Source organism: Arthrobacter sp. SlRoot2-15 (assembly GCF_059739345.1).
The window spans coordinates 3515132-3537272 of sequence record NZ_AP046058.1; the positions used below are offsets into that span (position 1 = coordinate 3515132).

Below are 22141 nucleotides of genomic sequence, written 5' to 3' on the forward strand. Positions count from 1 at the left end.
AACGGCACCTGAGCGGCTGCTAGGGGGTGGCCTGCTGGGGGTTGATACGGGCCACCGGCTCACTGGACTGCCGACTCAATGCAGGACCGGTTGCGCAGCCGGAGGAATAGACGATCTTCGCGTGGAACAGATAGCGGAGCGTGAATGCCCCCACCAGAGTGGCGGCCTGGGCGGCAATCGGGTCGATCAGCAGTACATCGACAGCAAAGAGCAGCACCGGCAGCCGAAGCAGGGCTTCCAGATTGTTAAAGCTGAAGCTCTGGACGAACCGTTTCCGGCGGCCATTCACCTTGTCGCGCAGCGTGCCGAAGACGACATGCTCCTGCATGATGAAGTTGGACAAAATGGTAAGTTCAGCGGCGACCGTCGCGGCGATAGCGTAATGGATGCCGGCCGAATGCAGGAACGCCATGATCATGAGGTTCATGAGGGCGCCCACAGCGCCCACGATGGCAAACAGGAAAGCTGTCCCCGCGCGTAGTTGTCCTAGCTGCCGGACGAAGCTCAGTCCCGTTTGCAGCCGCGCCTTCGACGCTCCAGCCGTTCGCCGGTCCTGCCTGATAGGAATATCCCGTATCCGCAGCCGGTGCCGGGCCAGTATCTCAAGAAGGATCTTGAAGCCGCTGGGCCGGAGGATTTCCTGGTCAATGGCCGACCGCCTGATCGCAAAGAACCCGGACATCGGGTCGGAACAGCCGCGCATTCTGAGCGGAAACAGGCACCGCGTCAGGGCCCTGGCTCCCAGGGAGACCCCACGGCGGAACGTGGCTCTGACGCCGTCTTGGCCGCTGGGCCGGCCGATGCCGCGGGCTGCGACGACCACGTCTGCGCCCGAGCCTTCGATTTCCGCGAGAAGGGCTGGAATCGCTTCCGGAGGATGCTGGAGATCCCCGTGCATCACGAGGCAGTACTCTGCATTGCTGGACGCAATGCCATCCGCGACGGCGCCGCTCAGGCCGCCGGTGGGCGACCGGCGTGTGATGAGCCGAACTGGCAACCGCGTGTGTAACGCGGAATAGAGGATCAGCTCCGGTGTCCGGTCGGTTGAGTCGTCGACGAAAACCAGTTCCGCATCCAGGCCGTCGCAGGCCGCAGCAGTTCGACAGATGAGGTTTTCGATGTTGGGCGCCTCATTGCGGGTCGGAACAATAATTGAGAGCATCATGGCCGCGTCTTTCCGTTGGCGTCCTGGGCCGGGGCAGCCGTCACCCGCCGGATCGACCACTCGCCATACGTCTGGACAGGTTCAGAATTTTCCAGCGCTGTCTTTGCCAGTTGGAGGCCCAGGTTGTCGATGTTGGAGGTCACGGACGGGCCGACGATTATCCATTTGATGTCGCGCCAGCCTCCGGGGCGTTCGGTTCTAAACTGCCTGTCGAGGTCCGCCTTCTCCGTTGCGATCATGGTCCAGGCGTTGTTCCACCCGCTCGAGTTCAAGTCCTGCCACATGGAGTACGGCGCAAGAACGACGTCCTGGCGCGACACATTGCGCTGGACCCACGTCATGGCTTGCCGCCAATTAGAGTTGCTGTCCGCGGTCAGGAGGAGTCGGTCCTGTTCGAACCACTGCGGAACGGACATGAGCACCAAGGATCCGGCGAGGGCGAGCGTGAAAGCGGCGCGCAGGGGATGTTTGAATCCCGGCGAACGACGGCCCAGCTTGTCCATGGCGCTCCAGGCGATGTCAACCGCAGTTCCCAAAGCAAGGGCGAGAAACGGAATCACGCCAATCACGTACATGGCTGGAAGGTACCCTTGGCCGACAACGATGGGGACGGCAAAGGAGACGATTGCCGCGGTGACCACTTGCGCCCGCCGTCGGAGCAGGCAAACGACGGCGGCAGCGAGGCCGGCAGCAATGAGGTACTTGTCGAAGTAAAGCCAGCCTGCCAGCAACTGCGCACGGCTCGAACCCGCCTGGAAAATGGTGCCGGAGCCGGAGCGCTCCAGGAACTGATAGCTCAAAGCCGTCTGCAGTGATACATGGTCGGGTCCCGCCAACAGTTCGTTTCGCAGCAGTGCCGAGAGCGGATAGAAGGCCAGGACCAGCCCGCCCGCGCCGAGGAAGCCGACCACCGAGAAGGATCGGTTGCTCCATTTGGGACGGTGGATGAGGGCCAGCAGCAGGGCTGGGCCGAAGATGGCGAGGGTCTCCTTCGAGAGTACCGCCACGGCGAAGCAGATCCCCGCCCCGATGTGGTGCCACAGCGCATCCCGGGACGACAGCGCCAGGTAGAAGGCAAGCAAGAGCCAGGGGACGCCGATGTTGTCGAGGTACACCTGGCGCCCCAGCACGAGGGACAGCGGGGAGAGGATGAACACGACGGCAGTCATCGTCGCAAACGGGATCCGCAGGCGCAGCCGACGGGCGAGCAGGTAGAGCAGTACGGCGCCGGCGACGAAATACATTGCAATCACGTATCGCGTCCCGCCGATGGCGGTGCCGTCGCCCAACCCCAGCAGATGGGGAAACCAGTTCAGGGCGGCGAGCTGGATCCACCCCAGCGGGGGATGGTCATACCAATAGGTGTAGGGGGCCAGGCTTCCGGACGCGACTGCGTACGCCTGGGCCGTGTAGGTGCCTTCGTCGTCTTGATAGTTGGGCGCTCCGGTCAGGTTCCACAGTGCCAGTACGGCTGCCCCGACCGTGAGTGCGGAGAGTACTGCCTTGTCCCAGACGGTCATGGTGGTCAGTGTGAAGGGAGCTGAACCGGCCGGGCTCCGGTGCCGGGCCGGTCGACGGTCTCCGGTTGCTTCCGATGCTGTGGGGGCAGGCCCGGCCGGGGGGCGAACCGGCGCCTCCAGGACTTCCGTTGTCTCGGGTTGGGCCGTGGACAGTTCCTGGGTGGTCATGGCCGGGCCAGCCCTGCACTCGTCGGCCGGATGTAGGCCAGATGCGACCCTGAATGGTCAGTTTTTTCCCACAGGAAGTCGCGGCGGATGAACTTGAACAGCGCACGCAGGGCGGAAAATGCCAGAATGATCTGGTACACCGGCGTCCCGGCGATGAGCCGGAAGTAGTCGTACCCGCGGATCTTGAAACCATGGTCGCGGCCGAATTCGTGCAGCATGCAAATGTCGAACGCCACCGTGACGAGCGTAGGAATCAGGGGCAGGAACGTCACGAGCGTGACCAGGAGGGGGAACCGGCCCCACAGTGCGGCCAGGATCGCCAGCGGAATGCAAATTCCGGCCAGCGCCATGAAATGCTGCTGCATCAGCGTCCACCAAGCAATGGTCCGCATGCGTCTCGTTGGGAGCTGCTTCCAGTCACCCTTGGCGAATACCTGCATAAAGCCAAGGGACCAGCGGGTGCGCTGGCGGATCAGCGCATACAGGCTCTCGGGTGTCTCCTCACGGGTTACCAGCTCGGGCGCATACGCGACGATGATCCTTCGGCCGAGCGTTGACAGGCGGACACCGAGATCGCAATCTTCGGCCAGGCATGAACCGTCCCACCCGCCAACCTCGTTGAGCAGTTCGCGTTTGATGAAGACGGTGTTTCCGCCCAGGGGTATGAACCCCTGGCGGGAGTGGGCGTGCAGCCTGGACCTGAACCACGTGAAGTACTCAAGACAATTCCGCAGCGAATACCAGGTGTCGCGGTAATTGATCAGTTGCACGGCGCCTTGGACGACGTCGGCGTTTTTTGTTGCGAAGACACTATCAATGTGTGCCAGCAGGTCCTTGGCGGCTATTGACTCGGCATCGAAAACGCCAACAACGCTGTTCCGGCACAGGGACAATGCCATGTTGAGCTGGCGTGGCTTGTTCTTGGTTTCGCTGACGTCAACACTGACGCGCACCGAAGCGGGGAACTCGTTGGCGAGGCGGTGCGCTATCCGCACCGTCTCAGGATCGTCGTGGCCGACCGAAATAATCACTTCCTTGCTCGAGTGGCTCTGCGCCAGGAGTGCTGCGAGGGTGGCCCTCATGACGTCCTCGCGTTCGTTGCGGCAGGGCATGATCAGCGAGAAGGACTGGCTTTCTGTCTCCTGCAAGCCGGAGTAAGACGTGCGGCGCTGTGTCTTCGGGTCCCACCACGCGTAGGTGTTCAGGTAGAGCGTGGACAGGGCCATGGCAAACAGCGCGAGGGCGATCAGAATGACCAAAGTGCTGGCCACAGTTACCAGTGACATTTCGGGGCTCCAAGGACGTAGGCGGGCGCACGAATATTGGGCGGACGGGGAGAATTCGGGAGGGCTGGGGCTCAGTCGGCCGGCCCGCAGGCGATCCCGTCCGCATCGGTGTCGAGCTTCTGCGGGTCGATTCCGGCCTGGCGAACGTGGATTCCGTTCGGGAAGTACTTCCGCGCCTCATCGCACGTCCAGCTGTGAGGCATGGATGCCGGATCGGCTCCCGCATCCTTCATCTCCTGGAGGTGGCGGGCGAGGCTCGGCGGGATCGCCGGGAGGCATTGGCCAGAGTCGCCGTATTCCGCGAGGCAGCCACCCAAGGCCGGCGCCGCGCCGACAATATCGGCGGGGGCTGCAGTGCCGGCCTTAGGAAGGTTCCGCGAAGGGTCCTTACCGGAACGGGCGGCGTAGCCCACCTCGGCCCGGCCGGCCTCCTCCAGCGAAACCTCCGGTTTGTCGCCCGCACCCGGGCCGGTGGTTTCCGGCGGCATTTCCTGCAGTGGTGGTGCGCTGGCGGGGCCGGGAGTTTGCTGGTGATGGGAGGCGCCGGGTGCCTGCGGAGTTCCTGGAGAGGCAGGCGCTGCGGCCGGCCCGTCCGGGTTCCGGGACGCCCGGTCTGCCGCGCTGGCGGCAACTTCCGCGACGGTGGCAACCGCCGACGACCCGCTCCAGATCAGGGCGGCGGACACTGCAGCAGCGGCTGCAGCCAGCGCCAGGGCTACGCCCAAGCGGCGTCGCGGCTTCACGGTATCGGCATTCATGAGATCCAAACCCAACGTGCGACGCTCGGAATCCCGTCAGCTGTGAGAACTGTGAGCATGTAGGGTCCGGGCGGAAGGAGGTTACGGTTATTTGGTATTTGCGCTGTGCGGCCGGCATCGGTGCCGGACAGTGGCAGGTCCACGAGCCGGGCGTTGGTGTCCGTCTGGTGGGTGGCGGACATTGGCGACATCAGGGATGCGGACGTGACGTTGCCGGTGACGCCAAGCTGGATGGATTCCCCGTAGCTTGCCCGATCAGGTGCCGCGGTCACCGTGGGACGCGTGCCCTTGAAGAGGTAGGGCGGGCTGTAGACAGAGATCCTGAACTCGAAGGAATTGTCCAGGGGGTTCGACCCCATGATGGCAACCCGCCCGTCCGGCAGCAGGATTGCCGTCGAATGGTAGTTCCGGCCGACCGGATCGGCGTCGATCGACGTCCAGCTGTTGACGGCCGGATTGTAGATCGCTGCCGTCTGTACGTTGCCGGTGCGGTTCAACTGGGCCCCGTCGGCTGCAAGCACCGTTCGGTCGGGCAGGTTGATCAGGTTGACATAGAGCTTGCCGGGGCCTGGGAGATCGGGGCCCGGGACGTACTGAGGAGCCGCTTGTTTGAAGTCGATGATGTCCACGAGGTTGATGGCAGGGGTGTTGCCGTCGGTGTTGCCTCCGCCGACGATCATCAGTTTCTGATCCTGGGCCGGCCCGATGAAGACGGATCCGGCCTGGTCCCGCATGTCTTTTTGCCGGAGTCCCGGAACATCCCACATTGTGGCGGTGGTCCAGTCGTACAGCCTCGCTCCCGTGCCGGGCAGTCCGTTGCCGAAGGTGTGGCCGCCGGTGTAGAACATTTTGCCGTCGTCCATGAGGAACATGTGCGGGTAGGTTCCCCAGTAGCTCCAGGTCTGCGGGACCTGGGTTTGCGGCAGCCAGCTCATCGCCGAGGTGCTGAACATCTCAGTGAGGACCGTGCCTTTGGCGTTCTCGTCGATACCGCCCGCGGACCAGATGTCGCCGTTCCCGAGTTTGGTCAGGGAGGGGTACCAATGCGCACCGGCCATGTCATTAAGCGGGTGGAACTGGTCGTCCGCCGGGTCAAAGTAATAGCTCTTCCTGGATCCCTTGAAAGTGGTGGGGCCGGCTGTTGGAGCGGGGAAGGCCGCCGTGCCCCCTGCGATCAGGACCTTTCCGTCCGGGAGGGTGACGTGTCCGGAGCAAAACATGTCGTACGGCACCGGGACTTCCTTGAACGCGCCGCCGGTAGGGGACCAGACCATCGCTTTGAAGGTGCCGGCGGTGAAGTTCGCCCCGGAATTGCCTGAGCCCGCGATGAGTAGCAGCCGCCCGTCGTTCAGCAGGGTGGAGTGGATGGCGCGAATGGGAAGATTAGTCGACAAAACATCCCAGGAGCCCACTAAGCCGGGTGTTCCCGCGGGCGGGGGTGACGCCGGCTCGTACTTGACCATGGAGTAGTTGGTGGTCCTAAGCGATCCGTTTCCGCTGATCGAGAGCCCGAAGGCAATGCGGTCAACGCCGGCGGGTATCGCTGGTGTCCGCGCTTGCGCAGTGGTCCAGGCCGCTACCGCGGGAAGCTGTTTGATGTCGGTCCAGTATTTCCAGCCGGTGGACGAGTGGCTGAACAACGTCAGCCCAGAGGCCCCCGCTGCGGTCGACTTGTAATCGACCTTGAGGTCGTATTGGGCGCCCGGTGTCACCGCGGGGGCGCACCCCGCAGGCTCGGACTGGATGAGTTTCGCATCCCCGGAGACGTACGAGGCGACGGAGATGTCGAAGGACCGGGTGCCGGCGGTAGAATTCGGCGGAACGTCGGACGTAATTGTGGGGGTCAGCTGCCTATTTCCCCAGCCGGCAATCCGGAAGCAAGTGGGTGTCGGCGTTCCGTCCGCGAGATTGCCATTGGAAATTAATTCCCCGGTACTTGGCGGGGGCGCTATTACTTTATTAGCTAGTGAATAGTCGTCGGTAATTAATGTGCCATTAGCCGCCAGTGAAAGTCCAAAGACAATCTGATCGGTTCCGTCCGGAATCACCGGGGTGTCAGCCGCGGCGAGTGTCCAGTCGGTCGCCGCTACCTGTGCTTTGACGTCGCCCCAGTAGCTCCAGCCCTGGGCGGTGTGCCTGAACATTGTCAGCATGACCTTCGCCGTGGACTTGTACCAGACCTGCATCTCGTACGTCTGGCCGGGCGTGACGGTCGGAGCGCAGGCAGCACTCTCCGTCTGGAGCAGCTTCCGGTCTCCCTGGGTGTAGCCCGAGATGGCGACGCTGACGGCGCGCCCTCCCGTCCGGCCCGGAGCAAAGGTCCAGGTTCCCGCGGTTCCCCACCCCGAGCGTTTGAAGCAGGTGGGGTCGGTGGTTCCGTCCTCAAGGGAAGGATTTTTTACCAGGTTCTCCCCGGCCGCCACAGCCGGAGCGCCGGCAACACCCACCAGGAAGTTGAACGGAATCAGGATGCTCAGGATTATTGCCGTTAGCCAGCGCCTACGTCGAGGAAATTTCATCCCGGTATATCCCTGCTTCGAAAAAATGCGCCGCGAGCCCGAAATAGGAAGGCGGAAGAAGGGCAATTTCCATGCAGGAGATAAAGAACGGCGCCGCATTGAGACCCCCAAGAAAGAATGACTCATGAGAATACGAATGCGGCGAGTCTAACGACGGAAATGCTGGCCTTGAACCAGTAGTTGATACTCGTTGTTAATTACCTAATTTGTGCGACGCTACTTGAGTACTTAGGGTGTGGAACTACTCGGACGGCGGATCTGTCACCACGATCCGGACCCCGCAGGCGTCGGCGGCGGCCTTCTTCAGCACGGACGCGCGGGGGTCCGGAACGTCCAGGAATGGAAGCCGCACCAGCGCCGAATAGCCCTTCAGTACGGGTTCGGCGAGGACGTGCTCGGCCAGGGTCCGGTCGCCGCCCGGGACGAGATACTCGACGCTGTGGGCCGCGAAGATGCGGGCGGCGTGGTCGGCCACGGCCTCCACCAGGGCGTCCGCCTGGTTCGCGCGGCGCCGGGCGAAGCGCTGCTGGGACCAGCCGCCGGCCGCCGTGCGGGACTGCACGTGCCGGGTTCCGGTCTTGGCCGCGAGCACCCGGCCCTCGGACACCACCGCCACGGAGTACCCGCCGCGGCGCACCAGGACCAGGCCGAGCCGCCGCGGCTGACCGGCCAGCGACGCGAGCCGGGCCACGGCATCCGCACCGCGGCCAGGCCGCCCGCCGTCCGGCCAGGGTGGCTGCAACAAGGCGGTGGCGCCGTCGGCCGCGAGCAGCCGCAGGCCCGCGTCGTCCGGCACCTCGCGTAATTCCCCGTGGCTGGCGCCAAACCGCTCCACCCAGCCGGCCAGCCGGCCGCCGGAGACGAACGCCACACGGGTGTCGGGGCTGGCCATGGCGTGGATCTCCGTTGTGAGGGTCAGGCGTCGGGGTGGCGGTGCGGCCGCCGTGCCGGGGCGGGCAGGAACTAGAAGTAGCCTATCTATGTGGATGATCTCTTTGGCGCAGGGCAGGACAACGCGTCCGCACACGATGACGGCGACGTCGAAGAGCCGGCCTACGGCAGCTCCCCGGGCGCCACCCCGGCCCGCTCCGCCCCGCGCAGCCCGCTCGCGGTCCGGATGCGGCCGCGAAGCCTGGACGACGTCGTGGGCCAGCAGCATCTCCTCGGCCAGGGCTCGCCGCTGCGGCAGCTCGCGGCCGGCAGCGACGCCACCGGCCCGGCCGGGCCGAGTTCGCTGATCCTGTGGGGACCCCCCGGTACCGGTAAGACCACTCTGGCGCACGTGATCGCCAAGGGCCCGGGCCGCAAGTTCGTCGAACTTTCCGCCATCACCGCCGGCGTCAAGGACGTCCGCCGCGTGATGGATGAGGCCCTCACCGCACGGGACCTCTACAAGACCACCACCGTGCTGTTCCTGGACGAGATCCACCGCTTCAACAAGGCCCAGCAGGACGCACTGCTTCCCGGCGTCGAGAACCGCTGGGTGGTCCTGGTCGCGGCCACCACGGAGAACCCGTCGTTCTCGGTGGTCTCGCCGCTGCTGTCCCGCTCGCTGTTGTTGACCCTCAAACCGCTGACGGACGCCGACGTCGAGGGCCTGCTGCTCCGGGCCGCGGCGGACCCCCGTGGCCTGGGTGGCAAGGTGGAGATCGACGACGACGCCTTGGCCCACCTGGTTCGGCTCTCCGGCGGGGACGCGCGCCGGGCCCTGACCGCGCTGGAGGCCGCAGCCGGCGTCGCGTTCGGGGACGCGGACGACGCCGGGGGGCCCGGCGGCGCCGCCGGCGAAACCCCGGTCAGGATCGAGCTCAAGCACACCGAGCGGGCGCTCGACGTCGCCTCGGTGCGCTACGACCGGGCCGGCGACCAGCACTACGACGTCGCCAGCGCCTTCATCAAATCCATCCGCGGCTCCGACGTCGACGCCGCCCTGCACTACCTGGCCCGGATGCTGGAGGCGGGGGAGGACCCCCGGTTCGTCGCCCGGCGGATCGTGATCTCCGCTGCCGAGGACGTGGGCATGGCCGACCCCACCGCCCTCCAGACCGCGGTGGCCGCCGCCCAGGCGGTGCAGCTGATCGGGATGCCCGAAGGCCGGATCATCCTGGCCGAAGCCGTGGTTCACCTCGCCACCGCGCCGAAGTCCAACGCCGCCTACCTGGGCATCAACCAGGCGATCGCCGACGTCCGCGCAGGCCTGGGCAACGGCATCCCCGCCCACCTGCGCGATGCCCACTACCCCGGGTCCAAGCAGCTCGGCCACGGCAAGGGCTACAAGTACGCGCACGACGCCCCGCACGCCGTCGCCACCCAGCAGTACCCGCCGGACGACCTGGTGGGCCGGAACTACTACGTACCCACCGGCAACGGCGCCGAACGCGACATCTCCACCCGGCTGGAGCGGCTGCGGAAGATCATCCGGGGCAAGTGATCCTCTGGTACGATGGATCGTTGTCTGGCAAGGTACGGACGCACAATCCACCAGTTTTCGGCAGTTCCTGCTGATTTGATGGGTTCGCCCTGTGCCCAGTAGCAAAAGGCAGCGGTTGGCCGATGCTCTCCATCGTGGAGGCCAGTAACACTGACACACCGCAGATATTGGAAGGACACAAGTGGCTAACAACACTCGTGCTCGCCGTACCGCACGCCTCTCGCGTGCACTCGGCATTGCTCTGACCCCCAAGGCCGCCAAGTACATGGAGCGCCGCCCGTACGGCCCCGGTGAGCATGGCCGTGCCCGCAAGAAGCAGGACTCCGACTACGCCGTACGTCTGCGCGAAAAGCAGCGTCTGCGCGCCCAGTACGGCATCCGCGAAGCCCAGATGACCCGTGCCTTCGAAGAAGCACGCCGCACCAAGGGCCTGACCGGTGAAAACCTGATCGAACTGCTCGAAATGCGTCTCGACGCCCTCGTGCTGCGTGCCGGCTTCGCCCGCACCATCGCCCAGGCCCGCCAGCTGGTTGTGCACCGCCACATCCTGGTTGACGGCATCCGCGTTGACCGCCCGTCTTTCCGCGTCGGTGAGGGCCAGCTGGTCCACGTCCACAGCCGCAGCGAGACCATGCCTCCGTTCCAGGTGGCAGCAGCCGGCGCGCACCGCGACGTCCTGCCCATGGTTCCGGCCTACCTGGACGTCAAGCTCGACGCCCTGCAGGCACGCCTGGTCCGTCGCCCCAAGCGCTCCGAAATCCCCGTGACCTGCGAAGAGCAGCTCGTCGTGGAATTCTACGCACGCTAGATCCAGCGCGACACCTTACAAAGAAGCCCGTGGCAAGCGCCGCGGGCTTCTTTGTATGTAAGGTACTTGGGGGAGTTCTCCGTTTGCCGCGCCCGCGGCCGGAGGGCCATGCAGGAATCCACGTAGTTTCAAGGAGATGAACGTCTATGTCTGGTGGCGATATTGCCGGCCTGATCGCGGCCGGAGTGTTTGCACTGCTGGTCCTGCTGCTCGCCGTCCCCATCCTCAAGCTCGGGGGCGTGTTCGACGAGGTGCGCAGCACCATCCGCTCGATCAGCGACGGTGCCACCCCGCTCATGGATGAAGTCACCGCCACCGTCTCCACCACCAACCAGCAACTGAAGAAGGTCGACGGCATCGCGTCCAACGTCTCGGACGCCTCGGCCAACATTTCGGCGCTGTCCTCGCTGGTCGCCGCGACCGTCGGCTCCCCGCTGATCAAGGTCGCCGCGTTCAGCTACGGCGTACGCTCCGCGTTCTCAGCCCGCAAGAAGCCCGCCACCGGCCGCCGCAGCCGCTGAAACCCTGACAGGAGCTGACATGAACAGAATCATCTGGATGGGCATCGGCGTCGCGATCGGCGTTATCGCTTTCCGCAAGCTCACCGAGGCGCAGTCCACGCTTGGCCCCGAGGGCCTGAACCGGGCCGTCGGCCGGCTCACCGACAGCGTCTACGACTTCGCCGACGCCGTCCGCGTCGGCATGCGCGAGCGGGAGGCCGAACTCCGCTCCGCCCTCGGCGTTGACGCGGGCATTGAAGCCGGCGCCGGCGGCCGGGATGTCGCCCGGCGCTAGCCGGGGGAGAATGAGTAGAGGGCGGTGCCTCTGACGGGCCGCCTGACGGGCCACCGGCTCGGCCACCGGCCGGAACCAGGGCGTTCCGCGGACTAGGCGCGTGAACGCCAAACGCAGTGCAGATAGACGCAGTGAATATAAATGCAGTGAATATTGAAGGGTAAGAAACCAGGTTATGAAGTCGCAGGAGATCACCAAGCGCTGGATCGACTTTTTCGTCAGCAAGGGCCACACGGCGGTTCCCTCCGCCTCCCTGGTCTCCAGCGACCCGTCCCTGCTGTTCACCGTGGCCGGAATGGTGCCCTTCATTCCCTACCTGACCGCGCGTGAGGAAGCACCGTACCTGCGGGCCACCAGCGTGCAGAAGTGCATCCGGACCGGCGACATCGAGGAAGTCGGCAAGACGGCCCGGCACGGCACCTTCTTCCAGATGTGCGGCAACTTCTCCTTCGGCGACTACTTCAAGGAAGACGCCATCAAGTTCGCCTGGGAACTGCTCACCACCGGCGTCGACGACGGCGGCTACGGCCTGCCGCCGGAGCGTCTCTGGGTCACCGTCTACGAAGAGGACGACGAGGCCAAGGAACTCTGGCTGAAGAACACCGGCGTGCCGGCCGAGCGCATCCAGCGGATGGGCAAGGCGGACAACTACTGGTCCACCGGCCAGCCGGGCCCCGCCGGACCCTGCTCCGAGATCTACTACGACCGCGGCCCCGCGTACGGCATCGAGGGCGGCCCGCTGGCCGACGAGACCCGGTACATCGAAATCTGGAACCTCGTGTTCATGCAGTACCAGATCGACAACGTCCGCTCCAAGGTGGACTTTGACATCACCGGTGAACTGCCGAAAAAGAACATCGACACCGGCCTCGGCATGGAGCGCCTCGCGATGATCCTGCAGGGCGTCGAGAACATGTACGAGACCGACCAGGTCCGCCCGGTGATCGACAAGGCCGCCGCGCTCTCGGGCAAGGAATACACCTCCGCCGAGACGCCCGAGGACCCGCACCACACCGACGACGTTCGGATGCGCGTCGTCGCCGACCACATCCGCTCGGCCCTGATGCTGATCGCCGACGGCGTCACCCCCTCCAACGAAGGCCGCGGCTACGTGCTGCGCCGCCTTATCCGCCGCGCCGTGCGCTCCATGCGCCTGCTCGGCGTCGAGAAGGCCTGCCTGCCCGAGCTGCTGCCCGCCTCCCGTGACGCGATGAAGGGTGTCTACCCCATCGTGGAGACCGACTTCGACCGGATCAGCCGGATCGCCTACGCCGAGGAAAAGGCATTCCTGCGCACCATCGCCTCCGGCACCGCCCGGCTCGAGGACGCCGTGAAGGAATCGCGCGCCGCCGGCCAGCCGCTCTCCGGCGCCGACGCCTTCGCCCTGCACGACACCTACGGCTTCCCGATCGACCTCACGCTGGAAATGGCCGAGGAGGCCGGGCTCAAGGTCGACGAGCCCGAGTTCCGCAAGCTGATGCTCGAACAGCGCCAGCGCGCCCAGGCCGATGCCAAGGGCAAGAAGGGCGCCCACGCGGACCTCAGCGCCTTCCAGGAGCTGCTTTCCGCCGGCGAGACGGTCTTCACCGGCTACACCGAGCTCGCCGGCGAGTCCAAGGTCCGCGGCATCCTGGCCGGCGGCCGGAAGGTCTCCCAGGCGTCCACCGGCGAGGAAATCGAACTGGTCCTTGCCGAGACCCCGTTCTACGCCGAGGCCGGCGGCCAGGCGGCCGACACCGGCCTGATCACCGGCGACGGCTTCGTCGTCGAGGTCCTGGATGTGCAGCGGCCCATCAAGGGCCTCAGCGTGCACAAAGCCATCGTCCGCGAGGGCGAAATCGGCACCGATTCGTTCGTCCTGGCGGCCGTGGACCGGGAACGCCGGCACGCCGCCGAACAGGCCCACACCGGCACACACATTGTGCACGCGGCCCTGCACCAGATCCTCGGCCCGGAGGCCCTGCAGCGCGGCTCCTTCAACAAGGCCGGCTACCTGCGCTTCGACTTCGCCTGGGGCGAGGGCCTCAGCGCCGCCACCCGCTCCGAAATCGAGGAAGTCTCCAACATCGCCATCCGCAACAACTTCCAGGTGGAAACCAAGGTGATGGGCCTCGCCGAGGCCAAGGCCCTCGGCGCCATGGCGCTGTTCGGCGAGAACTACGGCAACGAGGTCCGGGTCGTGGAGATCGACGGCGCCTGGTCCCGTGAACTTTGCGGCGGCACCCACGTGTCCAACACCTCACTGATCGGCAGCCTGTCGCTGCTCGGCGAACAGTCGGTCGGGTCGGGAAACCGCCGCGTGGAGGCCTTTGTGGGCATGGACGCGTTCCGCCACCTCGCCGCCGAGCGCGCCCTCGTGACCGAACTCACCGAGATGCTAAAGGTCCCCTCCGGGCTGCTGACCGAGCGCATCGCCGGCACCCTGGCGAAGCTCAAGGCGGCCGAGAAGGAGCTGGAGCGGCTGCGCAAGGAACAGCTCACCGCGGCGGCCGCCGCGCTTGTGGGCACCGCCAAGGACGCCGCCGGCGTCAGGGTCATCGCCCACGACGCCGGTACGGTCAGCGGCGCTGACGATCTCCGCGGCCTGGCCCTGGACCTGCGGACCCGGCTCGGGTCCGAGCCGGCCGCCGTGGCGGTCGCGGGGGTCAGCAACGACCGCCCGGTCATCCTGATCGCCACCAACGAGGCCGCCCGCGCCGCGGGGGTCAAGGCCGGCGCCCTGGTCCGCCTCGCAGCAGGCATCCTCGGCGGCGGCGGCGGCGGCAAGGACGACGTCGCCCAGGGCGGCGGTACGGACGCGGCCAAGGTCGGCACGGCCCTCGCCGCTGTCGTGGACGCCATCACCAAGCGCTAGGCCCCGAATGACTGATGCGGCCGTGCCCGGCGCCTACCCCCGGGGAGTGAAACTCGGGGTGGACGTCGGCACCGTGCGGGTGGGCGTCGCGGTCTGCGACCGCGACGGCATCCTGGCCACGCCCCTTCGGACGCTGGCACGAAACGTGAAAAAGAACACCGACGTCCGGCTCCTCGCGAAGCTCGCGATGGAACTCGAGGCGGTGGAGATCTTCGTCGGCCTGCCCCGCACCATGAAAGGCGAGGAGCACGCTTCCGCGCGAATGGCCACCGAGTATGCCAAGCTACTGGTCAGCACACTATTGGAGGCCGGATCCGGCGTGCCGGTGAGGCTGGTCGACGAGCGGCTGAGCACGGTTTCAGCCCACCGCGACCTGCACCAAGCTGGCATGAGCAGCAGGGACCACCGTAAAGTAGTGGATCAGGTTGCGGCAGCAGGTATTCTGCAGCATGCGATCGATATGCAAAAGGCCAGGGGAACGGATGTAGGAAACCGCGTCAGCGAGGACCTCCTTCCGGGGCCGACCGGAGGCTGCGACAACGCCGCCCCGGCAGTACACACGCATTCTGCACAACGCATTCTGCACAACACGGAAGGCTACAGTGAGCCCGGTCAACAATGACGACTCCTCTGGTGTTGCCAACAGCGGCGCCGGCCGTCCGCTGACGCGCAAGGAAATCAGGGCGCAGGAAAAGTCCCTGGCTACCCAGGGCCACGACGTCATCCCGCCCCAGGCCTTCGAGACCGGGCGTGAGACGCCCGACGTGACGCCACCGGCGGCGGACCCTGTGGCCGCCGGCGAACCCGCCGCTGCCCCGGAACTCCCGGACGCCGCCCCCACGGTCCACGAGCCCGTCCACGAGGAACCCCTCTACGCGGAGCCCGTCCAGGCCGAACCCGTTCCCGAGGCTGCGGAGCACGCACCCGCCCACGAGGAGCCCGTGCGGGAGGAGCCGGCCTACGAGCCCGTGGAGCACGCGCCCGCCCACGAGGAACCCGTGCACGAGGAACCGGCCTACGAGGCCGTGCAGCACGCGCCCGCCCACGATGAGCCCGTGCACGAGTATGCCGGGGGGATGACCCGCGAGGAAACCCTGCGCCGCGCCGACGAATTGCAGTACGGCCACGATCCCCACCACGACGCTGACTACGCCCCTGCCTATGCGGCGCATGCTGACGATGAGGACCCCCACGGCTACGACGACGGCGCCGGCCACGCCCTGATGGCCGGGGCAGCAACCCTCCCCACCGCCAAGGGACCGTCCAAGAAGGTCCGCCGGCGCCGCCGCTTCCTCGCCCTGGTCCTGACGCTGACAGTATTTGTGGTCGCGATCGTCGTCGGGGCACAGTTCATCAAACCCCTGCTCGGCGGCGACACCGTGGCCGATTACCCGGGCCCGGGCACCGGCGAAGTGACCATCACCGTCCCGCCGGGGGCCGGCCCCAAGTCCGTCGCCACCGACCTGCAGTCCAAGCAGGTCATCGCGAACTCGGAGTCCTTCCTCAAGCAGTTCGCTGCCTCCGGGGGAGCGTTGAGCCCGGGCACCTTCACGATGCGCAAGGAGATGAGCAACTCGGACGCCGTGGCCGCGCTGCTGAACAAGGAACAGGGCAAGGTCATGTACTTCGCCCTCAGCGCCGGCATGCGCCTGAACGAGTCGCTCCAGGCCATCTCCCAGGGCACCGGCGTCGCCGTGCCGGAACTCAAGGCGCTCAGTGATTCCCCGGCCCAGTTCGGCGTTCCGGCCAAGGCCAAGAACCTCGAGGGCTTCCTGTTCCCCGGCGAATACCGGTTCCCGGTCGGGACCAGCGCCAAGGACGTCCTTGCGAAGCTCGTCGGCAGCACCCTCGATGAACTGAAGTCCCAGGGGGTTACCGATCCGGCCAAGCAGTACGACGCCGTCACGGTCGCCAGCATTGTGCAGGCCGAAGGCGGCCAGGCCGAATACGGTGACGTGGCCGGCGCGATTTACAACCGGCTCAAGCCCAACAACACCGAGACGGCCGGCCTGATCCAGTCCGACGCCACGGTGACCTACGGGCTGGGTATCCGGAGCTTCCACATCGACCCGGCGCAAAAGGCCGACAAGTCCAACCCGTACAACACGTACGCCAACACCGGCCTGCCGGCCGGCCCCATTGGTTCGCCGGGCAAGACGGCCATCGACGCCGCCGCCAAGCCCAAGACCAACGACTACCTCTACTGGGTGACCATCAACCTGGACACCAAGGAGACGAAGTTCTCCAAGACTTTGGCCGAGCACAACGGCTACGTGGCCAAGTACAACGCCTGGTGCGATGCCAACCCCGGACGCTGCGTGTGACGCTGCGGGCTGCCGTCCTCGGCCATCCCATCAGCCACTCGAAGTCCCCGGCCCTGCACCGCGCCGCGTACACCCGGCTCGGCGCCGGCCTGGACTATGAGGCCATCGACGTAACCGTCGACGCGCTCCCGGCCTTTATGGCCGGGGTGCGCGCGGACAGACGCTGGCGCGGGCTGTCGGTGACAATGCCGCTCAAGGGTGCCATGGCCGCCGAGGTCGATGAGGTCCGCGGCGTGGCCCGGCAGTTGGGGGTCATCAACACCGTGGCCTTCGACACCGCGGACGCGACGGGCGACGCCCGCGCCCGGCTCATCGGCTACAACACCGACGTCGCGGGAATCGTGAACGCCCTGCGCTACGCGGGCGTTGCCCCGAAGCCGTCGGCCGCCATCCTCGGCGGCGGCGGAACCGCCGCGGCCGCCGTGGCCGCCCTGAAGGAACTCGGCGCCCCGGCCGCGTCAATCTTCGTCCGGGACACCGGCCGCGCCACCGAAGCCCGGACCGCGGCCGCCGCCGTCGGACTGGAACTGCAGGTGCTGCCGCTCGCCGGCGCGGCGACGGCGCTGGCGGCCGCCGACGTCGTGGTTTCCACCCTCCCGCCGCGCGCCGCGGACCCGCTGGCGGACGAACTCACCCGGCTGCCCGGCACGGGAGCCGGGGTGCTGCTGGATGTCGCCTACGATCCCTGGCCCAGCCGGATCGCCGCGGCGTGGACCGCCGCGGGCGGGAAAGTGGTTCCGGGCCTCGAGATGCTGCTCTACCAGGCGGTCGAGCAGGTGCGGCTCTTCACCGGCCTTGGCGGGCCCGTCCCGGCCGAGGTCATAGATGTGATGTGTGACGCAGTCGGGGTGCCTCGACGGGTGTTCTGAGGGCCATGCATGGCAGGATGGATCGTATGTTGCGTTGGTTGACTGCCGGAGAATCCCATGGTCCGGCCCTGGTCGGAATTATCGAAGGCGTCCCCGCCGGTGTTGAGCTCAGCAGTGACCGGATCGTTGAGGCGCTGGCCCGCCGGCGGCTCGGTTATGGCCGCGGCGCCCGGATGAAGTTCGAACAGGACGTCGTGACCGTACTCGGCGGTGTCCGCCACGGACTGACCCAGGGCGGCCCCGTCGCCATCCAGGTTGGCAACACCGAATGGCCCAAGTGGGAGCAGATCATGTCTGCCGACCCGGTGGACCCCGAGGTCCTGGCCGACCAGGCCCGCAACGCACCCCTCACCCGCCCCCGTCCCGGCCACGCCGACTTCACCGGCATGCAGAAGTACGGCTTCGACGAGGCCCGGCCCGTCCTGGAGCGCGCCAGCGCCCGGGAAACCGCCACCCGCGTAGCCCTGGGCGCCGTCGCCGCCGCCTTCCTCGAACAGCTCGGCATCAAACTCGTCTCGCACACGGTCTCCATTGCCAGTGTTTCCGTTCCGGAGGGCCGGCCGCTGCCGGCGCCGGAGAACGTGCTGGCCCTCGACGCCGACCCGCTGCGCTGCTTCGACCGTGAAACCTCGGACGCCATGGTCGCCGAAGTGGACGCGGCGCACAAGGAAGGCGAAACGCTCGGCGGCGTTGTCGAGGTTCTCGCCTACGGACTGCCGCCGGGACTGGGCAGCTATGTCCACTGGGACCGCCGCCTCGACTCGCGTCTGGCCGCTGCCCTGATGGGCATCCAGGCGATCAAGGGTGTGGAGGTCGGCGACGGGTTCCTCACCGCCGCGCGCCGGGGTTCCGCCGCCCACGACGAGATCGTCAAAGACGCGGACGGCCGCATCATCCGCACTTCCAACCGCGCGGGCGGCATCGAGGGCGGCATGAGCATCGGCGACGTACTGCGCGTCCGGGCGGCCATGAAGCCCATCGCGACTGTGCCGCGCGCGCTCCGGACCGTGGACGTCAGCACCGGAGAGGCCGCTAAGGCCCACCATCAGCGTTCGGACGTCTGTGCGGTTCCGGCCGCGGGCGTCGTGGCCGAAGCCATGGTGGCCCTGGTCCTCGCCGAGGCGGTCACGGAAAAGTTCGGCGGGGACTCCGTGCAGGAGACCGCCCGCAACATCAAGGGTTACCTGGACAACATTCCGGCGTCCCTGGACTCGATCGGGCACTAGTGCCAGCGCCAGAAAACCTGCGCACGCCACAGCACCGCCCGGTCGTCCTGATCGGCCCGATGGCGGTCGGCAAGTCCGCGATCGGGCAGCAGCTGGCCCAGCACCTCGGCGCCCGCTTCGTGGACACCGACGCCGAGGTCGTCGCCCAGCACGGCACCATCGCGGATATTTTCGCCAGCCGCGGGGAGTGCGCCTTCCGCGAACTCGAGGCGCGGGCCGTGGCGCACGCGATCGAGGACGCCGCCGGCAGCAGTGCCGCAGGCACGAACACCGCAGTCACCCCCACCGTCATCTCCCTCGGCGGCGGCGCGGTCCTGGATTCGGGCACGCAGCAACTGCTGGCCGGCTGCACCGTCGTCTACCTCGAATGCGACGCCGACACCGTCTCCGAACGGATCGCCCGGAACTCCGGGCGCCCGCTCCTGGCGGGGGATGCGATGGAGCGTTGGCGCGCCCTGTTCGCCACCCGGCAGCCGGTCTACGAACGGCTCGCCGACCTGGTTCTCGATGTCCGGACCGGTTCCGTCACGGACCTCGCACACCGGCTTGAAGATGCGCTGGAGCAGCTGGCTGCCGCACACGCCGCGCCTGCCCCCGCCCCAGCAGCGACAAAGGAAGTTGAAAAGTGAGCAACGAATCAACCGTCATCAAAGTCACCGGCCAGACCCCGGGGGAGAACTACGACGTCATCGTCGGACGCGGGCTGCTGGCCGGACTTCCCGGCCTGCTGGGTGAGCGCGTCAAGCGCGTCCTGGTCATCCACCCGCGCGCGCTGCGGCTCACGGGCGACGCCGTCCGGGAAGAGCTGGCCACCGCCGGCTTTACCGCACTGACGGCGGAAATCCCGGACGCGGAGGAGGGCAAACACATCGAGGTCGCCTCGTTCTGCTGGCAGGTGCTCGGCCAGAACGACTTCACCCGCTCGGACGCGATCGTCGCCGTCGGCGGGGGAGCGGTCACCGACCTCGCCGGCTTCGTCGCCGCGACCTGGCTGCGCGGCGTCAAGGTCATCCACATGCCCACCAGCCTGCTCGGCATGGTGGACGCGGCCGTCGGCGGCAAGACCGGCATCAACACCGCCGAGGGCAAAAACCTCGTGGGCGTCTTCCACCCGCCGGCCGGTGTCCTCGCAGACCTGGACACACTGGACACGCTGCCGAAGAACGAGATCATCTCCGGCATGGCCGAGGTCATCAAGTGCGGCTTTATCGCGGACCCCGCCATCCTCGAGCTGATCGAGAAGGACCCCGCCGCCGTGTCCGATCCCCGCTCGGACACCCTGCGGGAACTGATCGAACGCGCCATCACGGTCAAGGCGCGCGTGGTCTCCGAGGACCTGAAGGAGACCGGGCAGCGGGAGATCCTCAACTACGGCCACACCCTGGGCCACGCAATCGAACTCGCCGAACGCTACTCCTGGCGTCACGGCGCCGCCGTCTCGGTGGGCATGATGTTCGCCGCCGAACTGGCCCGCAGCGTCGGCCGGCTCAGCGATGCCGACGCCGACCGGCACCGTGACATCCTGGAAAGCCTCGGGCTTCCCATCAGCTACCGCCGCGACCGCTGGCAGGCACTGCTGGACGGCATGCGGCGGGATAAGAAGTCCCGCGGCGACCTGCTGCGTTTTGTGGTGCTCGACGGCGTGGGACGCCCCGGCATCCTGGACGTTCCGGACACCTCACTGCTCTTTGCCGCGTACCAGGAAATCGCGTCCTGATGGTCAGCGACAGCGCCGGGACCAGCGAGTGGCCGGACGGCGGGTTCCCCGGCATCCGGATCAACCCGGAAACCCTTATGCCGCAGCTCGTCAACGGGGAAGCCTGCGCCGCGGCGCTGGCCGCCTCCACTGACCCCACGGACCGGATTTTCGTGCGCCTCGTGGAGGGCCATCCGGGCGAAGCCGCCGAGCTGCTGGCCGAAGCCCGGTACAAGGACCCGGACTCCTTCCGGCTGCGGATGTTCGAGGCGGAGGTCCTGCGGGTATCGCACCGCTTAGACCGCGCCGTCGAACTCTACCGCCAGCTCCTCGCAGAGGCGCAGGGCACCCCGGAGGAGGCAACCGTCCGGCAGCATCTGGGCCGCTCGCACTTCGCCGCCGGCAACATCGCCGCCGCCGTCGAATCCTTCGCCAAGGCGCTGGACCTGCGTGTGGCCGGCGCCGCGGACGCGTCGCTGATCTACTCCTCGACGGTGGCGCTGCAACGCGCCCGGGACGTGCTGGACCTGGCCTGCTGACGGCGCGTCCGGCAGCCCCGGCGCAAAACCGGTAGAATGGTTCTTGGATTTTTGATAAATACGCGCTGGCAGGCCCTTTTCGGCTCGCCTGCCTGGCATAAGCGGCTGGCAGCTAGAACCAGTCCACGAGGAAACCTGAGGATACTGTGGCAACGACTAACGACATCAAGAACGGAACCGTGCTGAAGCTTGAGGGCCAGCTCTGGAACATCATCGAGTTCCAGCACGTCAAGCCCGGCAAGGGTGGCGCCTTCGTGCGGACCAAGATGCGCAACGTGATGTCCGGCAAGGTCGTCGACAAGACCTTCAACGCCGGCCTCAAGATCGAGACCGCCACGGTGGACCGCCGCGACTACCAGTACCTGTACCAGGACGGCGCCGACTTCGTGTTCATGGACACCTCGGACTTCGACCAGCTCACCGTGTCCGCCGCCACCGTCGGCGACGCCACCAACTTTATGCTCGAGAACCAGATGGTGAACATCGCCATCCACGAGGGCAACCCGCTGTACATCGAACTGCCGCCGAGCGTTGTGCTGGAAATCACCTACACCGAGCCGGGCCTGCAGGGCGACCGCTCCTCGGCCGGCACCAAGCCCGCCACGCTCGAGACCGGCTACGAGATCCAGGTGCCGCTGTTCGTTGAGAACAACACCAAGGTCAAGGTCGACACCCGCGACGGCAGCTACCTTGGCCGGGTCAACGACTAGTGAGCGCACGCGGTAAGGCCCGTAACCGGGCCCTGGACGTTCTCTTCGAGGCGGAGCAGCGCTCCACCTCGGCCTTCGATGTGCTGCGTTCCCGTCGTGAACAGACGGACCAGATCATCAACCCGTACACGCTGGAAATCGTCGAGGGCGTTGTGTCCCACCAGACGGCTATCGACGAGTTCCTCGAAACCTACTCGCAGGGCTGGTCGCTGGAGCGGATGCCCTCGGTGGACCGCATCATCCTGCGGATCGGCACCTGGGAGCTGCTCTACAACGACGACGTACCCGACGGCGTTGCCGTCAGCGAGGCGGTGGCGTTGGCCAAGACACTCTCGACCGACGAGTCGCCGCAGTTCATCAACGGCCTGCTGGGCCGCCTCCAGCAGCTCAAGCCGTCGCTGCTGGCCTAGCCGCACCGCGCACCGAAACAGCATCAAGGGCCGGAGCCCGCCGCGAGGCGGGCGCCGGCCCTT

At 66.8% G+C, this 22141-nt stretch carries 20 protein-coding genes; 14 read left to right on the forward strand and 6 right to left on the reverse strand.

Translation table 11 applies throughout. The annotated features are described in order from the left end of the window. Positions 1-19 precede the first annotated feature (19 nt). From AC6I9V_RS16340 to AC6I9V_RS16365, 6 genes are all read right to left on the reverse strand, one after another. Complete coding sequence (locus tag AC6I9V_RS16340; RefSeq protein ID WP_497900161.1) at positions 20-1165, reverse strand: glycosyltransferase; 1146 nt, start codon at positions 1163-1165, stop codon at positions 20-22. After that, positions 1162-2685, reverse strand: coding sequence for an ArnT family glycosyltransferase (locus AC6I9V_RS16345; RefSeq protein ID WP_349413698.1), 1524 nt, complete (start codon positions 2683-2685; stop codon positions 1162-1164). Before AC6I9V_RS16345 ends, AC6I9V_RS16340 begins: the two co-directional genes overlap by 4 nt. Positions 2686-2849: 164 nt before the next feature. Next, entirely contained in the window at positions 2850-4139 is a 1290-nt protein-coding gene (locus tag AC6I9V_RS16350) for a glycosyltransferase family 2 protein (RefSeq protein ID WP_497900162.1), read from the reverse strand. A 71-nt stretch (positions 4140-4210) separates the two neighbouring features. Next, on the reverse strand, positions 4211-4897 hold the full coding sequence (locus AC6I9V_RS16355) for a hypothetical protein (protein ID WP_497900163.1): 687 nt from the start codon (positions 4895-4897) through the stop codon (positions 4211-4213). Next, positions 4894-7515 (reverse strand): galactose oxidase early set domain-containing protein, encoded by a 2622-nt coding sequence (locus AC6I9V_RS16360; protein ID WP_497900164.1) that lies wholly within the window; start codon positions 7513-7515, stop codon positions 4894-4896. The genes AC6I9V_RS16355 and AC6I9V_RS16360 overlap by 4 nt, the downstream gene beginning before the upstream one ends. Positions 7516-7657: 142 nt before the next feature. Beyond that, entirely contained in the window at positions 7658-8308 is a 651-nt protein-coding gene (locus AC6I9V_RS16365) for an acVLRF1 family peptidyl-tRNA hydrolase (protein ID WP_497900165.1), read from the reverse strand. Between the two features lie 90 nt (positions 8309-8398). On the opposite strand from AC6I9V_RS16365, the gene AC6I9V_RS16370 reads away from it, so the two are divergent. The 14 genes from AC6I9V_RS16370 to nusB all read left to right on the forward strand — a co-directional run bounded on the left by AC6I9V_RS16370 (position 8399) and on the right by nusB (position 22078). Next, positions 8399-9847 (forward strand): replication-associated recombination protein A, encoded by a 1449-nt coding sequence (locus tag AC6I9V_RS16370; RefSeq protein WP_497900166.1) that lies wholly within the window; start codon positions 8399-8401, stop codon positions 9845-9847. A gap of 181 nt (positions 9848-10028) precedes the next feature. Further along, positions 10029-10655 carry a 30S ribosomal protein S4 gene (rpsD, locus tag AC6I9V_RS16375; RefSeq protein ID WP_091251848.1) on the forward strand — a complete coding sequence of 209 codons (627 nt, stop codon included), beginning with the start codon at positions 10029-10031 and terminating at the stop codon, positions 10653-10655. Positions 10656-10801: 146 nt separating this feature from the next. Continuing rightward, complete coding sequence (locus tag AC6I9V_RS16380; protein WP_175321020.1) at positions 10802-11176, forward strand: DUF948 domain-containing protein; 375 nt, start codon at positions 10802-10804, stop codon at positions 11174-11176. A 19-nt stretch (positions 11177-11195) separates the two neighbouring features. Beyond that, on the forward strand, positions 11196-11450 hold the full coding sequence (locus tag AC6I9V_RS16385; RefSeq protein WP_497900167.1) for a hypothetical protein: 255 nt from the start codon (positions 11196-11198) through the stop codon (positions 11448-11450). 175 nt (positions 11451-11625) lie between these two features. After that, entirely contained in the window at positions 11626-14304 is a 2679-nt protein-coding gene (gene alaS / locus AC6I9V_RS16390) for an alanine--tRNA ligase (protein WP_497900168.1), read from the forward strand. Positions 14305-14311: 7 nt separating this feature from the next. Continuing rightward, positions 14312-14926, forward strand: a complete 615-nt coding sequence (ruvX, locus tag AC6I9V_RS16395) for a Holliday junction resolvase RuvX (protein WP_497900169.1) — start codon at positions 14312-14314, stop codon at positions 14924-14926. Continuing rightward, positions 14907-16628 carry an endolytic transglycosylase MltG gene (gene mltG, locus AC6I9V_RS16400; RefSeq protein WP_497900170.1) on the forward strand — a complete coding sequence of 574 codons (1722 nt, stop codon included), beginning with the start codon at positions 14907-14909 and terminating at the stop codon, positions 16626-16628. The genes ruvX and mltG overlap by 20 nt, the downstream gene beginning before the upstream one ends. After that, positions 16625-17497, forward strand: coding sequence for a shikimate dehydrogenase (locus AC6I9V_RS16405; protein ID WP_497900171.1), 873 nt, complete (start codon positions 16625-16627; stop codon positions 17495-17497). The genes mltG and AC6I9V_RS16405 overlap by 4 nt, the downstream gene beginning before the upstream one ends. Before the next feature lie 26 nt (positions 17498-17523). Further along, a complete protein-coding gene (aroC, locus tag AC6I9V_RS16410) occupies positions 17524-18723 on the forward strand; it encodes a chorismate synthase (RefSeq protein WP_497900172.1) in 1200 nt (399 codons plus the stop codon). Further along, positions 18723-19352: a shikimate kinase gene (locus AC6I9V_RS16415; RefSeq protein WP_497900173.1), complete on the forward strand. Its 630-nt coding sequence runs from the start codon at positions 18723-18725 to the stop codon at positions 19350-19352. Before aroC ends, AC6I9V_RS16415 begins: the two co-directional genes overlap by 1 nt. Continuing rightward, complete coding sequence (gene aroB, locus AC6I9V_RS16420; protein ID WP_497900174.1) at positions 19349-20440, forward strand: 3-dehydroquinate synthase; 1092 nt, start codon at positions 19349-19351, stop codon at positions 20438-20440. Before AC6I9V_RS16415 ends, aroB begins: the two co-directional genes overlap by 4 nt. Further along, entirely contained in the window at positions 20440-20958 is a 519-nt protein-coding gene (locus AC6I9V_RS16425; protein WP_497900175.1) for a tetratricopeptide repeat protein, read from the forward strand. The genes aroB and AC6I9V_RS16425 overlap by 1 nt, the downstream gene beginning before the upstream one ends. A gap of 146 nt (positions 20959-21104) precedes the next feature. Further along, complete coding sequence (efp, locus tag AC6I9V_RS16430) at positions 21105-21668, forward strand: elongation factor P (RefSeq protein WP_018773146.1); 564 nt, start codon at positions 21105-21107, stop codon at positions 21666-21668. Beyond that, positions 21668-22078: a transcription antitermination factor NusB gene (gene nusB / locus AC6I9V_RS16435; RefSeq protein WP_138769232.1), complete on the forward strand. Its 411-nt coding sequence runs from the start codon at positions 21668-21670 to the stop codon at positions 22076-22078. Before efp ends, nusB begins: the two co-directional genes overlap by 1 nt. The last annotated feature ends 63 nt before the right edge of the window (positions 22079-22141 follow it).